At 40.5% G+C, this 15,912-nt stretch carries 15 protein-coding genes and 1 pseudogene; 15 read left to right on the top strand and 1 reads right to left on the bottom strand.

Annotation, left to right across the window (positions count from 1 at the left end; all coding sequences use genetic code 11):
• The first annotated feature begins 7 nt into the window (after positions 1–7).
• Both xdh and HMPREF9200_RS03040 read left to right on the top strand, forming a co-directional pair.
• Entirely contained in the window at positions 8–2,557 is a 2,550-nt protein-coding gene (gene xdh / locus HMPREF9200_RS03035; RefSeq protein WP_009353380.1) for a selenium-dependent xanthine dehydrogenase, read from the top strand.
• A gap of 151 nt (positions 2,558–2,708) precedes the next feature.
• Complete coding sequence (locus HMPREF9200_RS03040) at positions 2,709–4,109, top strand: nucleobase:cation symporter-2 family protein (RefSeq protein ID WP_009353298.1); 1,401 nt, start codon at positions 2,709–2,711, stop codon at positions 4,107–4,109.
• Positions 4,110–4,245: 136 nt separating this feature from the next.
• Here HMPREF9200_RS03040 and HMPREF9200_RS03045 read toward each other — a convergent pair whose 3' ends face one another.
• On the bottom strand, positions 4,246–5,406 hold the full coding sequence (locus HMPREF9200_RS03045) for an aminotransferase class V-fold PLP-dependent enzyme (RefSeq protein WP_009353267.1): 1,161 nt from the start codon (positions 5,404–5,406) through the stop codon (positions 4,246–4,248).
• A 119-nt stretch (positions 5,407–5,525) separates the two neighbouring features.
• On the opposite strand from HMPREF9200_RS03045, the gene yedE reads away from it, so the two are divergent.
• The 13 genes and pseudogenes from yedE to HMPREF9200_RS03110 all read left to right on the top strand — a co-directional run bounded on the left by yedE (position 5,526) and on the right by HMPREF9200_RS03110 (position 15,907).
• Positions 5,526–6,578 (top strand): YedE family putative selenium transporter, encoded by a 1,053-nt coding sequence (gene yedE, locus HMPREF9200_RS03050; RefSeq protein ID WP_009353323.1) that lies wholly within the window; start codon positions 5,526–5,528, stop codon positions 6,576–6,578.
• Positions 6,579–6,596: 18 nt separating this feature from the next.
• Positions 6,597–6,797 (top strand): sulfurtransferase TusA family protein, encoded by a 201-nt coding sequence (locus HMPREF9200_RS03055; protein ID WP_009353407.1) that lies wholly within the window; start codon positions 6,597–6,599, stop codon positions 6,795–6,797.
• A 4-nt stretch (positions 6,798–6,801) separates the two neighbouring features.
• A complete protein-coding gene (locus HMPREF9200_RS03060) occupies positions 6,802–7,050 on the top strand; it encodes a DUF3343 domain-containing protein (protein WP_009353401.1) in 249 nt (82 codons plus the stop codon).
• A 253-nt stretch (positions 7,051–7,303) separates the two neighbouring features.
• A complete protein-coding gene (locus tag HMPREF9200_RS03065) occupies positions 7,304–8,092 on the top strand; it encodes a xanthine dehydrogenase family protein subunit M (RefSeq protein ID WP_009353291.1) in 789 nt (262 codons plus the stop codon).
• Positions 8,083–8,538, top strand: coding sequence for a (2Fe-2S)-binding protein (locus tag HMPREF9200_RS03070; RefSeq protein ID WP_009353384.1), 456 nt, complete (start codon positions 8,083–8,085; stop codon positions 8,536–8,538). Before HMPREF9200_RS03065 ends, HMPREF9200_RS03070 begins: the two co-directional genes overlap by 10 nt.
• 103 nt (positions 8,539–8,641) lie before the next feature.
• Positions 8,642–10,815: pseudogene (locus tag HMPREF9200_RS03075) on the top strand (xanthine dehydrogenase family protein molybdopterin-binding subunit); the annotation flags it as partial.
• A 25-nt stretch (positions 10,816–10,840) separates the two neighbouring features.
• Positions 10,841–11,596 (top strand): selenium cofactor biosynthesis protein YqeC, encoded by a 756-nt coding sequence (yqeC, locus tag HMPREF9200_RS03080; RefSeq protein WP_009353377.1) that lies wholly within the window; start codon positions 10,841–10,843, stop codon positions 11,594–11,596.
• The gene (locus HMPREF9200_RS03085; RefSeq protein ID WP_038144544.1) at positions 11,587–12,240 is read left to right on the top strand and encodes an NTP transferase domain-containing protein; all 654 of its coding nucleotides are present in this window, start codon (positions 11,587–11,589) and stop codon (positions 12,238–12,240) included. The genes yqeC and HMPREF9200_RS03085 overlap by 10 nt, the downstream gene beginning before the upstream one ends.
• Positions 12,215–13,018, top strand: coding sequence for a selenium-dependent molybdenum cofactor biosynthesis protein YqeB (gene yqeB / locus HMPREF9200_RS03090; protein WP_009353320.1), 804 nt, complete (start codon positions 12,215–12,217; stop codon positions 13,016–13,018). Before HMPREF9200_RS03085 ends, yqeB begins: the two co-directional genes overlap by 26 nt.
• 4 nt (positions 13,019–13,022) lie before the next feature.
• Positions 13,023–13,748, top strand: a complete 726-nt coding sequence (locus HMPREF9200_RS03095; RefSeq protein ID WP_009353437.1) for an XdhC family protein — start codon at positions 13,023–13,025, stop codon at positions 13,746–13,748.
• A complete protein-coding gene (locus HMPREF9200_RS03100; protein ID WP_009353318.1) occupies positions 13,738–14,052 on the top strand; it encodes an XdhC family protein in 315 nt (104 codons plus the stop codon). Before HMPREF9200_RS03095 ends, HMPREF9200_RS03100 begins: the two co-directional genes overlap by 11 nt.
• 101 nt (positions 14,053–14,153) lie before the next feature.
• Positions 14,154–14,981, top strand: a complete 828-nt coding sequence (cdaA, locus tag HMPREF9200_RS03105; RefSeq protein ID WP_009353264.1) for a diadenylate cyclase CdaA — start codon at positions 14,154–14,156, stop codon at positions 14,979–14,981.
• Entirely contained in the window at positions 14,978–15,907 is a 930-nt protein-coding gene (locus tag HMPREF9200_RS03110) for a YbbR-like domain-containing protein (protein WP_009353358.1), read from the top strand. Before cdaA ends, HMPREF9200_RS03110 begins: the two co-directional genes overlap by 4 nt.
• Positions 15,908–15,912: the final 5 nt, after the last annotated feature.

Here is a 15,912-nt window from a genome sequence, read left to right on the forward strand (position 1 = left end):
TCTCTGTATGTACCGATTTCAAGTTAACGGTATTTGGCGTGAGGTGGAAGAAGATAAACGACTAATGGATTATCTTCGTGATGACCTACGCTTAACCGGAACAAAGGACGGTTGTAGTGCAGGTGCTTGTGGAGCTTGTACAATTCTCATTGATGGGAAAAAGGTAAAAGCTTGTATAGGTAAAGTTTCGCAAATGGAAGGCAAATCAATTATTACCATTGAAGGCCTTACAGAACGTGAAAAAGAAGTGTATGTATATGCTTTTGCGGAATGTGGAGCTGTACAATGTGGTTTCTGTATTCCAGGCATGATTATCAGTGCTAAAGCATTATTGGATACTACATTAGAACCTACAAGGGCAGATGTTCAAAAAGCTTTATTGGGAAATATTTGTCGTTGTACAGGATATGTAAAAATTGAAGATGCTATTTTATTAGCTGCTCGTTTATTTAAAGAGAATGCACCAGTTCCTAAAAATGATGCAGATGGTACTGTAGGATCTCGCTTACATCGTATAGATGCAGCTGAAAAAGCATTAGGTACAGGATTATATGCAGATGACATGGTGGTAGATGGCATGATTTATGCCAAAGCGATTCGTTCTAAATATCCACGTGCTCGTGTTGATGCAATCCATATTGAAGAAGCTTTGGCACATCCTCAATGTGTGACTGTATTAACGGCGAAAGATGTACCTTTCAATAAAACAGGTCATATCGTTCCTGACTGGGATGTTATGATTGCAGAAGGGGATATTACTCGCTATGTAGGTGATGCTATTGCTGTAGTAGCAGTAAAAGAGAAAAAATATTTGCAAGAAGTATGTAATTTGGTAACGGTAGATTATACAGAATTAAAACCTGTATTAACTCCAGAAGAAGCTTTGGCAGAAGATGCACCATTATTACATCCAAATGGAAATATCCTATCTCATCAAGCGTTAAATCGTGGGAATGCTGATGAAGTCATTGCCAATGCGGCTCATGTGGTAACAAGACATTACTCTACACCGCAAACAGATCATGCATTTATGGAACCTGAGTGTGCAATTGCTGTGAAAACAGAAGAGGGCATACAATTATACACAGGTGGCCAAAGTATCTATGATGAGCAACATGAAGTAGCTCGTATGTTAGGTTTAGAAGAATCTCAAGTTAAGGTTCATAGTATGCTAGTAGGTGGCGGATTCGGTGGTAAAGAGGATATGAGTGTGCAACATCATGCAGCGCTTGTAGCTTGGAAAACTGGATTCCCTACAAAAGTACAATTAACTCGTCAAGAAAGTTTAGATGTACATCCAAAACGTCATGCAATGGAAATGGATATTACTACTGCATGTGATGAAAACGGTAAATTGTTAGCTACAAAAGTTAAAATTGTATCCGACTGTGGTGCTTATGCATCTTTAGGTGGCCCAGTATTACAACGGGCAGGTACACACTCTAGTGGACCATATAACTTTGAACATTTCTCTATGGATGGTATTTGTGTGTATACGAATACTGTACCAGGTGGTGCATTCCGTGGTTTTGGTGTAACACAAACTATATTTGGACAAGAGATAAATATTGACTTACTAGCTAAAGAGGTAGGCATGGACCCTTGGGAATTCCGTTATAAAAATGCGGTTCGCCCTGGTGATTACTTGCCGAATGGACAATTATGTACACCGGATACTGGTATAGCTGAATGCTTAGAAGCAGTAAAAGATGCATACTATGCGAGTGATCGAACAGGTCTTGCGATTTGCTTGAAAAATAGTGGGGTTGGTGTAGGATTGCCAGATACTGGTCGAGTTATTTTAGAAGTCCGTGATGGTAAAGTACGCATCCGTACATCTGCTGCATGTATTGGTCAAGGTGTAGGCACAGTGGCATCTCAGATTGTATGTGAAGCCACAAAATTGTCTCCAGATCAAATTATAGTAGAAGCACCAGATACAGAACGTACACCAAACTCTGGAACTACAACAGCATCACGACAAACGGTATTTACAGGGGAAGCAACACGTAGAGCGGCTATAAAATTAGCAGAATTGTTAGCCACTAAAACGTTAGCTGAACTTGAAGGAATAGAAGTTTATGAAGAGTTCCTTGGCGTTACGGATCCATTTGATTCGGACAAAGATCATCCTAAGAGCCATGTGGCTTATGGATATGGAGCTTGCGTAGCTACGATTGGAGATGATAACAAAGTAAGTGAACTTCATGTGGCCTATGATGTAGGACGAGTTGTAAACCCACAATCTTGTGAAGGGCAAGTAGAGGGTGGAGCTATCATGGGTATGGGCTATGGTGTAACAGAAGACTTCAAGTACAATGAAGGTAAGGTAGTTACAAAATATGGCACATTAGGCTTGTTAAGAGCTACACAACGTCCAGAAATTAAATGTACATTCATAGAGAAAGGTACACCAGACCAATATGCATATGGTGCTAAAGGTATTGGGGAAATCAGTAGTATCCCAATTGCTCCAGCTATTGCCAATGCATATAATCGTTTGGACGGTATGGAACGTCGTTCTTTACCACTTGAGAAAACTGGATATCGAAAATAATCAGTAAGGGAGAGAGTGTGCTCAGTCTATGAAGTTCGATGTTGTAGCAAGTATGGGAGTGCTTGCTACTTCATCAGATGATGTCTAAAATTCAAAACATGATATAAGCATAAGACTAGTATATTCTATTAAGTAATATGAGGTGATTCATATGGCACATCAAATTCAGGGAGTTAATCATGTAGACGGAATGTTACCAATTCCTAAATTGTTTGCTTACGGTTTACAACACGTATTGGCAATGTATGCAGGAGCAGTAGCGGTTCCAATTATCATAGCACAAGCTATGGGGTTATCAGAGGCGCAGTTGATTCAATTAATTAACGCAGATTTATTTACTTGTGGTATTGCCACTTTGATCCAAACGTTAGGATTTTGGAAAATCGGCGCAAAAATTCCTTTGATTCAAGGGATTACATTTGCTGCGGTATCTCCAATGATTTTAATTGGTCAAGAGCATGGTATGACAAGTATTTACGGGGCCGTTATCGTAGCCGGGATAGTCACATTCTTGATTTCTCATCTATTTAGTCGTTTAATCCGCTTTTTTCCACCTGTAGTTACAGGTACTATTATTACAATTATCGGTATTACATTAATGCCTGTATCCGTTCGTTGGGTAGGGGGAGGTAACCCTAGTTCACCTGAATTTGCGAGTCCAATTAACTTGCTACTGGCTACCTTAACATTGGCAATCGTAGTAGCAGTGTATCGATTTGGTAAAGGATTCTGGAGTAATGTAGCAGTTTTAGTAGGTTTAGTAGTTGGCACATTAGCGTCAATGGCACTGGGTGTAGCTAACTTAGGGGCCGTTGGTCAAGCGGAATGGTTTGCTGTCGTAACACCATTAGCGTTCGGTTGGCCAACATTTGAATTTTCCTCTATTATTTCTATGGTCATTGTTATGCTTGTTGTTATGACAGAAACGACTGGTGACTGTATCGCAATTGGTGAAATCGTTGAGAAACCAATTGGTAAAAAAGAATTAGCTGATTGCTTACGTGCAGATGGTTTTGCAACTATGATTGGTGGATTTTTAAATAGTTTCCCACATACAGCATTTGCGCAAAACGTAGGTCTTGTAGCTGTAACAAACGTAAAAAGCCGTTTCGTAGTAGCTGCTTCTGGTGTTATTTTAGTAGCATTAGGATTATTCCCTAAAATGGCAGCGGTTGTAGCAAGTATTCCTAACCCTGTATTAGGTGGTGCTGGTATTGCTATGTTTGGTATGATTATTGCTAGTGGTATTCGCTCTTTATCTAAAGTACAATTTGATGGTACTTACAATCTTATGATTGTAGCTATCAGTATTGGTGTGAGTATGATTCCGTTAGCAGTACCAAGTTTCTATAATCATTTCCCTGAATGGTTGAAAATTGTTCTTCATAGTGGTATTACATTCGGTAGCTTAATGGCAGTCATTCTTAATGTATTGTTAAATGGCTATGGCAATGAAACACATGTGGTCCAAAAAACTCGTCGCGAAAAAGCGATTGCTCGTTTAGATAAATGGAAAGCAGAACGTAAAGTTCGTAGAAATCAATCTATTTAATCAAAATACTGTATATGGTTAGACTTAGGTTACATATATAAGTGCTTTCTTTATACAGAAAGTAGCACAAAAATAGGTAAGCACCAATTATATGTATAATTGGTGCTTACTTTATTTTTAATATGTAATATTCTAGCTATAAGAGTTGTTTGGTTTGTAATAGATCCAAGCTATTTAATATAGTATCTACTTCATCAGCTGTGTTGTGGTAGCCAAAGGAAAAGCGAACTGTTCCTCTAGGATAGGTACCTAGTATTTGATGAGCAGTAGGAGCGCAGTGCAACCCAACTCTAGTGATAATATGATAATCTTGTTCCAGTTTGTGAGCCAGTTCTGCTGGATCACAATGAGTAGGAGAAATAGAAATCACGGCTGTCCGATTTTGAATGTCGGGAATTCCGTGAATAGTATATTTCGATAATTCTTGCAAGCCACATATGAATTGCTTGGTCAAAGACAATTCATGTTGGTAAATACTCTCGATACCTTTTGTATTGAGATAGGATAGACTAGCATGGAGGCCGAGGATTCCAGGAATATTGGGCGTACCTGGTTCAAAGCGATCGGGAAAGGTAGTGGGAATCTCTAAGGTATGAGAAAAACTGCCTGTGCCACCACTTAGTATGGGCTGTATTTGATGAGCTACATCTTTAGTAAGGAGAAAGCCGCCGATACCTTGAGGTCCAAGTAATCCTTTATGACCAGTAAAGCATAGAATGTCGATATTCATATCTTTCATATGGATAGGTAAGATACCAGCTGATTGGGCAGCATCTACGATACATAATAGATTGTGTTCTTTGCAAAAAGCTCCGAGTTCAGCGATAGGTTGTATGGTACCGCATACATTAGAGACATGAGTCACTAGAATAGCCTTTGTAGTAGGTAAGAGAAGTGATTCTAAGGTGGAGGTAATCATTTCACCTTGAGGTGTGCTTGGAATAGTGGAGTAAGAAACACCTTTCATAGATAATTGATGGAGTGGACGCATGACTGCGTTATGCTCTAAACTGGAGATTAGGAGGTGATCACCAGCGGAAAAAAGACCTTGTAAGACCATATTTAGACTAGTTGTCACATTGGGAGTAAAGATGATGTATTTTGGACTAGGTCCACCTAATAGTTGCTGTAACTGTTGGCGTGTTTCTAGGATCAAACGTTCCACTTGGTACGCATCTTCGTTAGAGGAGCGATGAACAGAAGCTCCATTATAGGAAATGTAATCATACATAGCTTGCGCTACAGTGGGCGCTTTCGGGAAAGAGGTACTGCTATTATCTGCATAGATAGACTTCATAATTATAACTCCTTTTAATATGTATATTATATTTAGTATAAAGTAATGCGTGCAAAATATCAATTTGTAGGGACTGAAGTAAACTAGTCGAAGCGGTAATGTTTAGTAGGAGAGGTACTATGAGTGCAATAAGTGAAAAGCAAAGAATTATTATTGCTGGATTAATTATTGGTGTGATTGCCAGTTTGTTAGTGCTAGCAGGAAACCCACAAAATATGGGTTTTTGTATTGCCTGTTTCATTCGTGATTCTGTAGGAGGCTTAGGTCTGCATAGAGCAGCACCAGTACAATACATTCGTCCAGAGATTATTGGATTAGTGTTAGGAGCCTTTTTATTATCTTGGTTCCGTGGAGAGAGAGCAGCTAAAGGTGGTTCTGCTCCAGCAACACGATTTACCTTAGGGTTCTTTACTATGATTGGCTGTCTTATTTTCTTAGGATGTCCATTCCGTATGATTTTGCGCTTAGCAGGTGGTGACTGGAATGCAATCATGGGTCTATTAGGATTCACAGGTGGTATTGCAGTGGGTACAGTATTCTTAAAACGTGGATATTCCTTGGGTAGAACGTACATTGTATCTAAAATGGATTCCTATATTATGCCAGCAGCACAGGTGATTCTATTAGGTCTTGTGGTGGCAGCGCCAGCGTTCATTTTCTTTACTGAAAAAGGACCAGGTGCCATTCATGCTCCGTTGTGGATTTCTTTGGCAGCTGGTTTAGTAGTAGGTGGCTTGGCACAATATAGCCGTCTTTGTATGGTAGGTGGTATCCGGGATATCATTCTATTTAAAGAAACAAAATTAATTCTTGGTTTTATTGCAATTCTTGTAGCAGCGTTCCTAGTGAACATTTCTGTAGGTAACTTCCATCCTGGTTTTGTGAAACAACCAATTGCGCATACAGATGGATTGTGGAATTTCTTAGGTATGGCCTTGGCAGGTTTATGCTGTACATTAATGGGTGGTTGTCCATTGCGTCAATTAATCTTATCTGGTGAAGGTAACTCCGATTCTACAATTACAGTAGTGGGCCTAGCAGCAGGCGCAGCATTCGCACATAACTTTGGTTTAGCTGCATCTGGTACTGGAGTTCCAGTGGCGGGCCAAATTGCAGTAGGTGTAGGCTTTGTGATTGCCTTAATAATTGCTGTTAAAAATATGCGTAAATAGGAAACATAGGAGGTAAGCATGATTGATGTAAGAGGACTATCTTGTCCAGAACCAGTCATTATGGTACAAAAAGCAATGGCATCAGGTGACAGTGAATATACTGTGCAATCTGACTCTAAAACAGCGGTAGAAAATATTACTCGATTTGTATTGACTCAAGGTTATACAATCGTGTCTAAAGAAGAGAATGGTGAGTATATCCTCACTATTACAAAATAATAATATGGAATATGTAGCAACGTTTTATTCTCACTTTGGGGCTATCCAATTTGAACAATTTTGTAAGCAAGTATCGATTGCGGTACACTTACAGCCTGTTCCACGTTGGCTTAGCTCATCATGTGGTACATGTGCAATTTTCCAAGTGGATCGATGCATTGTTGAAGACATTCCTGAAGATATTTTAGAAGATATAGAGCAGGTTGTAGAGAAACAAACAGAAGGATATAGAGAGATCTATAAAAGTAATTGAAGAGCTTGCAAACTATATCTCATATAAAGTTGATATTAGGCATACATAAACTTAGTCTCGAATAATGATAGATTCATTGTAGTTCGAAGTAGTTTGTGTATGCCTATTTTTATAGTAATGATTGCGAGTAACATATGATGTATATGGATTATGCATATATGGATGCTTAGTATCTGAGATAATTCATATGCCAAAATCTTCATATACATGGTACAATAAGGATATAGAGATGTTGGAGTCAGGAGGTATAAGTATGCTTATGTTTATGCAAGTGCAACAGCCTAAAACAGTAGAAGAGGCACATGCACTCATGGTGAAGCAAAAGATGGCACCTATCTTAGCTGGTGGTTGCTGGACGCGATTGGGAAATCGTAAATGGCCTATGGTGATTGACTTGTCTGAATTAGGTCTCCGCTATATTGAGGAGGACGAAACGGAATACCGTATTGGTGCCATGGCTACACAGCGAGATGTAGAGGTGTACGAACCATTTAAAACATTCTGTAGAGGAGTGCTCCCAAAAGCTGTGAAAGATATTTTAGGTGTTCAATTCCGCAGTATGGCTACCATGGGGGGATCGGTAGCAGCAAAATTCGGTTTCTCTGATATTATTCCTGCCTTATTAGCATTACGAGCAGAAGTACGTTTGTTTGAAGCGGGCCGTATGCCGATAGAACAATATTTAACGTATGGAACAAGAGATTTATTACTTGAAATTATTGTGCCAAAACAAGAAGTACCTGTAGCGATTGAAGCATTACGGAAATCTACTTCAGATTTTCCTTATTTAACGGGATCTGCACGATTAGATGATCAAGGCTACTCGGTATATATTGGTTGTCGACCAGGTAAACCAGCATTAGCTGCGAAATCCTGCCAGATTATTAATGAAAAAGGATTGGATGCTTTGGATGAAGCGGTAATCTTGATTCAAGAGGAATTATCCTTTCAAAGTAACTCACATGCAAGTGCAGAGTATCGCTTAGAGATGGCAAAAAACATGTTTAAACGATTGGTAAAAGAGGTGGCACAATGGAAATAATGTTACAAGTGAACGGAGTGAAACGAAATATTCTCATCGAAACGGATGAAATGTTATTAGAAACATTGCGTAACTTAGGTTTTTACAGTGTACGTTGCGGCTGTGATACAACAAACTGCGGTTTATGCACTGTATGGGTAGATGGTGATCCTATATTATCTTGTGCATACCCTACATTCAGAGCTGTGGGTCATGAAATCACTACCTTAGAAGGTGTAGCAGAGGAAGCTGCAGAATTAGCGGATTGTTTGGCTGAAGAAGGGGCTGATCAATGTGGCTACTGTACAACTGGTATGATGATGAGTGCCATTGCATTAAGCCGTAAATACCCAAATGCTACTGATGAGGAAATTAAAGCTTACCTAAACAACAATTTATGCCGTTGTACTGGTTATGAATCGCATATGCGAGGGATTCGTAAATTTTTAGGAGGCAAAACACTATGAAACATTTAGGACAAAGTTATAAAAAACAGACTCCACAACGATTTTAAGTGGTAAAGCCGCCTATACAGAAGATTTTATTCCATCCAATGCCTTATGTATTAAGATACTTCGCAGTCCTCATGCCTTTGCTAAAATTGTAGATATTAATATTGACGCCGCTTTAAAAGTACCTGGTGTGGAAGCAATATATACCTATAAAGATGTGCCACAAACTCGATTTACCTTAGCTGGTCAAAGCTATCCAGAGCCATCTGCGTATGATATGTTGATTTTAGATCAAGTGGTTCGCTATGTGGGGGATGAAGTAGCAATAGTCGTGGCTGTGGATGAACGGACAGCATTGAAAGCTATGCCTCTCATCAAAGTAAAATATGAGGTCTATGAACCAGTCTTGGATATGCATACAGCTATCGATCATCCTAGCATCATTCACGCTGAAGATGACTTTCACTATAACTTCCCAGTAGGGGGAGATCCTAAGCGAAATATTGCTTGTTCCTATAGTCATGTAGTGGGTGATTTAGAAGCAGAATTGGCAAAATGTGATTATGTGGTAGAAGAGTCTTACTTTGACCAAGCTACCTTACAATCCGCCATGGAAACTTTTAGGACCTTTGCTACCATAGACCAATTTAATCGTCTTGTGATTACGAGTTCGACACAGGTACCATTCCATATTCGTAGACATGTGGCGCATGCTTTGGGGCTTTCTGCGGCTCAAATTCGCGTTATCAAACCTCGTATTGGTGGCGGATTTGGTTCTAAGCAAACAGGTTGTACAGAAATGTTCCCAGCTTTTGTCACATGGAAATTAAAAAACCATCCTATATCGTATACGATCGTCACGAAGCGAATAACTGTTCCACTAGCCGACATGCAAGGGATTGGAAAGTTCGTGTAGGTGCCACAAAAGATGGTATTATCCAAGTTATCGATATGGTGGCTGTATCCGATGCAGGAGCACACGGTAGCCATGCATTGACAACTTTCACAGCAGGAGAACATAAATCCTTGCCTCTATATAACAAAACGAAAGCGATTCGTTATGAATCTAATGTAGTGTACACAAACCATATGCCAGGCGGCGCGTTCCGTGGGTATGGTGCTACAGAAGCCTTGTGGCCGTTGGAGTGTGCTATTACAAAATTGGCTCATACAATGGGTGTAGATGAAATCGAACTACGCTTGAAAAACTTAATTGGTGTAGGGGAAACTGCGCAATCCTTCCATCCAGGTGAAGTGTTGGCATCTGGTCTATTGAAAGAAGCCATCCAAAAAGCGAAAGAAATGTCTAACTGGGACAATCGTCCAAAATCATGGAAAATCGATGATCGCCATAGGGGCGGTTTAGGGGTTGCCTTAGCCTTCCAAGGGTCGGGTATTGCCAATATTGACTCTGCCTCTGTAGAAGTGCGCATGCTTGATGATGGTACGTATATGTTATTTACAGGGTCGACAGATATGGGGCAAGGCTCCAATACGGCGTTAGCACAAATTGCTTGTGAAACTTTGGGCTGTCCCATGGATATGATGGTTGTCTATGAAGCAGATACTGACGTAGTACCATTCGATCCGGGCTCCTATGCATCGAGTACGACTTATGTGACAGGTACAGCTACGAAACTGGCTTGTGATGAGTTGAAAGAAAAAATCTTGCAAGAATTTGGTCGTATCTTAGAAGTGGATCCAAGTACATTATCCTTTGATGGGGAAAAAGCATGGACCGAAGATGGTTCTAAAACAATGACTACTAAAGAGTTAGCACCTAAACTTGTATCAGGCCCAAAAGGACATTACTTGAGCGGTATGGCTACTTGGGGCAGTCAAACATCTCCACCTCCTTTCATGGTGGGTATTGCAGAGGTGAAAGTAGACCTTGAAACTGGTAAAGTAACGCCTGAAAACTACTATGCGGTAGTTGACTGTGGTACTGTTGTCAATAGAAACCTAGCCACTGTACAAACAGAAGGTGGTGTTGTGCAAGGTATCGGTATGGCCTTATATGAAGAAATTCGCTATTCGTCTCGTGGTGTGTTAGAAACAAACAATTTCATGCATTATAAATTACCAACGCGGTTAGATACTGGTAATGTTCATGTAGACTTTGTGGAATCCTATGAACCAACTGGTGCTTACGGTATTAAATCGATTGGGGAAGTTGTTATCAATACATCTTGTCCAGCTATTCAAGGGGCTATCTTGAATGCTACAGGTGCTGAGGTAACTACATTGCCAATGATTCCAGAACGCGTGTATATGGCGTTACAAAAAAATAAGTAGAGTAAGTAATAGGAGAGTCAAGATGAGTGATAGGAAGTACTGGGAGTCCTTACTAGAACCTGGCATACTTGCTGTCGTAGGGGCTGGTGGCAAAACAACTGTTGTATCTAAACTAGGTGCTGTGGCAGTTAGTCTAGAGCGACCAGTAGTGGTAACGACTACAACAAAGATGGGATCTGAACAAGTGGCTCCTTGGAACCCCTACTATGGGGATGACCTAACACTTGGTGAAACTCATATAGAACAACAATTGGTACAAGGACGGATGGGTTCTTGGTTTCAATCCGTAGCAGGCCATAAGGTACTAGGATTAGATCCAGAGTTGCTAGATAGAGTACAAGAGCGTCATCCAGATTGGTCGATTATCATAGAGGCAGATGGAGCGAAAACCAAGTGGTTAAAAGCCCCTAAATTTCACGAACCAGTGATACCGACTAAAACGGCAACTACCATTGCAGTAGTGAATATGCAGGTGTTAGGCAAACCGCTCACAGAGGACTATGTGCATCGCATAGAAGAAGTACAGGCTATCATGGAGGTTCCACTAGGGGATAGGATAACTCCAGAAGGAGTTGTAAGACTGCTACGACACGAGCAAGGTGTCTTTCAATATGCTCGGGGGAAACGAATTGTATTCTGTACAGGTTGTGATACGGTGGATTCAACAGTGGTGGATGAATTTTTACAAGCTTTGCAATCCCTTTCATTGCACAAAGTGGTCTTGGCTAATGGATATCGTGAAAATTGTTGTATACAAAGGATACTAACATGGCAATAGGATGTGTATTATTAGGGGCTGGACAATCGAAACGTATGGGATGTGCTAAGCAATTGTTGACCTATCAAGGACATACCTTACTAGAGAGTGCCCTCTCGAAGTATAGCAGGATACAACCTCTAGCGGTGGTTATTGATCCATGTATGGGTGTGGAGGATATGGTGCATAAGGTGCAGGGGATTCCTGTGCCTAATGAGCATCCACAATGGGGGCAGGGTACATCTATCCGATTAGGAGTAGAGGCCTTATTGCAATGGGAACATACACAGAAAGAACGTTTAGAGGCAATCGTATGTGGTGTGATTGACCAACCTCTATTGAATGTGCAAGTCATTGACGACTTGTGTAACACTTTCAGAGACATTGGCGACGAGAAATCCATTATACAGCCACAGTATGGACCACACCAAGAACGAGGTAATCCCGTAGTATTTGGGAGATATTGGGCGGATGCATTACGCTTAATTCCTGGAGATATGGGAGGTCGTGTCATTTTGAGAGGTGAAGGAGCTCCTCATGTTACATATGTATGGCTTGAAAGGCAATGTACTATGCATAGTGGTATAGATGTTGATACGAAAGAAGACTATGACCGTATTGTGAGCGAAGGAGGACGTTATGAAACCAATGATTCTCATCCGTAGTGGTGGAGATGTGGCATCTGGCGCTATTTATCGATTGTGGCGAGCAGGGTATCCTGTGGTGATTAATGAAATTGCGATTCCTACCATGATTCGTAGAGAAGTGTCCTATGGGAATGCAGTGCATCGAGGGGAAATGATCTTAGAGCGATTGCGCTCACGTCATGTACCCTTACAAGATGTAGCGAAATTATTAGCTAGTCGGGAAGCAATTCCTGTGGTCACTGAGCCTTATGAAACAGTACTAACCACGATGAAGCCAACTATTGTAGTAGATGCCATTTTGGCGAAGCGAAATGTGGGAACTCAAAAAAGTGATGCTCTTTTAGTCATTGGATGCGGTCCCGGATTCAATGCTGGCAAGGATGTGCATGTTGTAGTTGAAACTATGCGTGGTCATACCTTAGGACGATGTATTTATGAAGGTCCAGCTTTAGCCAATACGGGGATTCCTGGCAATGTGGGAGGCTATACTCATGAACGAGTGATAAAGTCCCCAACGGAAGGTCTATTTGTAGCGAAAAGTCATATTGGAGATCAAGTAGAGGCGGGTTCTATCATAGGCTATGTAGAGGATGTACCAGTGCATGCAAAAATTAAAGGTACTTTACGAGGTATCTTAGCCTCTAATATATTAGTAACGAAAGGCTTTAAATTAGCGGATGTGGACGCACGATGTGAAGAGAGCCATTGCTTTACTATATCAGATAAAGCATTAGCTGTCGGCGGTGGTGTGATGGAGGCCATCACTGCTTGGGAATATGAGCAGATAAAGGAGTAGTACCATGAATCTGATTGATATTGCGCAAGAACGTATGGCAAAGGATGAATCATCGTTGATTGTAACGATTTTATCTGGAGAGCGACAAGGCGATAAAGTGATGTATAGCCATACTGGTGACGTGGTGTATGGCAATGCTATTGAAGGCTTTACAGTACCTCAAAGAATAGAACCACAATTATTTTCTGTTGAAGATATGGAATGTTTCCTACAACCAGTAGAAAAAGATCCAGAAGTTCTCATACTAGGGGCTGGTCACGTAAGCCGTTGTGTGGCTGACCAATTTTTATTCATTGGTTGTGGCGTTACCGTAGTTGATGACCGAGCGGAATACTTACAAGAACACTTTTTTGATTCTCGTGTAAAACGAGTGCATTTAGATTTTAAATCATTAAAGGATAATTTGAATCTTCATGCCTATACAGGCATAGTGGTAGTCACTAGAGCTCATGAGTTCGATAGTATATGCTTGCACCAAGTGCGTCATGTGTTGCCAACCTATGTGGGTGTGATGGGCAGTCAAAAACGTATTTTCCATGCTTTTGAAGTGTTGAAAGAAGAAGGTTGGACACAGCAAGAGCTAGATATGTTATATGGTCCTATTGGATTAGATTTAGGAGCCCAAACACCAGAAGAGATAGCACTATCCATCGTAGCAGAATACATGGCGGTGTCCTATCGTAAACAAGGTGGTTTTTTATCGAAAAAGAGGTATGCACATGAAGTATGAGTTTATAGAATATCTACAACAACATAAGCAAGATACATTGGCAGTGACAACGATTTTACAAACTCATGGCTCTACACCACGTAAAGCGGGTACTACTATGATTGTGCATCCTGATGGATCTATTTTTGGCACCATTGGTGGTGGCCGTGCGGAAAATGAAATTCGTTTGAGTGCGGTAGATGCATTAAAAAAGAAAGAACGTTTTCGTCGTATTTATGTGGATTTGAACGATGATGTGGCGATTAAAGAAGGTATGGTCTGTGGCGGTAACATGGATGTACTTATCGAAACTTACCATGTATAACCAATAGGTTTACTAGAAAAAATACCAATATAGGATACAATAAAAGGGTACATGCATGAGCATGTACCCTTATTTGTATTAGAAAGGATAGGAGATATTCTATGCTGTTTCAATTACAAACTACATTAGCCACATTACGGTTCTTAGATATCGTAGATATTATATTTGTAGCGACGCTATTTTATTGGTTATATCGTCTAGTTAAAAATACAAGAGCCTTAGGCTTATTAAAAGGCTTGGGCGTGTTAGTTGTTCTTAATATTGTGGCACACTTCATGGGTTTGCATACCATAAGTTGGATTATGCAACAAAGTGTGGCAGTCCTTATGATTGCGTTACCCATTGTGTTTCAGCCAGAATTACGACGCCTCTTGGAACAATTGGGTAGTGGTACTGGATTTTTCTCATCCCGTACTAAAATTTCTAAAGAAGAACTCACATCCATTGTGAAAGAAGTAGTCATTGCTTGCCGTAGTATGTCTCGTCGCAAGATAGGGGCTCTCATGGTCTTTGAAAGAAATATGAAATTAGACGTATTATCTATGCAAGGGACTCGTATTGACGGGCTCGTGACTAGTGAATTGTTGATGAATTTATTTTATCCTAAATCTCCTCTCCATGATGGAGCAGTGATTATTCGTAATGGTCGTATTGAGACTGCCGCAAGCTTACTTCCAGTCAGTCAAAATCGTGATGTGAGTAAAGAATTGGGTACACGACACCGTTCAGCCTTGGGGCAAAGTGAAGAAAGCGATGCCTTAGTGGTAGTGGTTAGCGAAGAGACGGGGCAAATTTCTTATGCCTTAGGAGGGCAGATTCACCGTGGTGTCACAGAAGATACGTTGCGCACAGTTATGTTGTCCTTATTGGAGCCAACACCAAGTGCAGTCAGTTCTTTACTTAAGATAAAACGAGGTGAATCGAAATGATGCATTGGATAGTAGGATTAAAACATAATTGGGGAATGAAGTTATTTTGCTTATTTTGCGCTATTGGTATGTGGGTGTATGTAATGAAGGATCAAAACCCTATCATTGAAATGACCTATACCGTACCAGTACAAGTGCAAAACTTGGATCCCAACTATTTAGTAGAAGGTGTACCTACGGAAGTGCGTGTCCATTTACGAGGACCTCGCAATGCTATCTTTGATATTAATCCGTCTGTACTGAAAGCCTATGTAAATTTAAAGAATGCTCATGTAGGACAGGAAAATATAGCCATTAACTTTACAGCACCTACAGGGACTTTCATTGACAGTATGACCCCTGAAAATGTAACCGTTACGGTGGATGAATATATGGTAAAAGAATTGCAAGTGCAGGCACAACCATTGGGGACAGTGCCTAATGACATTGCCATTAAAGAGTCTAAAATTATGCCTACGACGGTAACTATTGCGGGGCCAGCTCACCTTGTGAGCAAGGCTACCTATGCGGTGATTCGGATTAATTTAGATAAACATCGTGAAAGCTTTACTGAAGTAGGGGAAATTCTGCCAGTAGATACATCTGGAAATGTGGTAGAAGGTCTTACGGTTACACCAAAGGGAGCTCAAATTCAATATGATTTAGAGCGTATTCGTATGGAGAAAAAAGTACCTGTTCAAGCCAATGTAGTAGGTAATGTACCAGTTGGATATACAGTGAAACGAGTGGTAGTGGAACCAAAAGAATTGACGATTGTAGGAAAAGAATCCATTTTAAATGGTATTGATGGGGTGAAAACCATTGATATTCCAGTCAATGGTGCTACAGGTAGTTTTACGGGGAACTATAGCTTTGTATTACCAGAAGGTGTGGCTACGTCGACAGACCGAGTTGTAGTAAAAGTAGAAATAGAACCTCATATGTAGGAGAT

This window comes from Veillonella sp. oral taxon 780 str. F0422 (assembly GCF_000221605.1).
Lineage (GTDB): Bacteria > Bacillota > Negativicutes > Veillonellales > Veillonellaceae > F0422.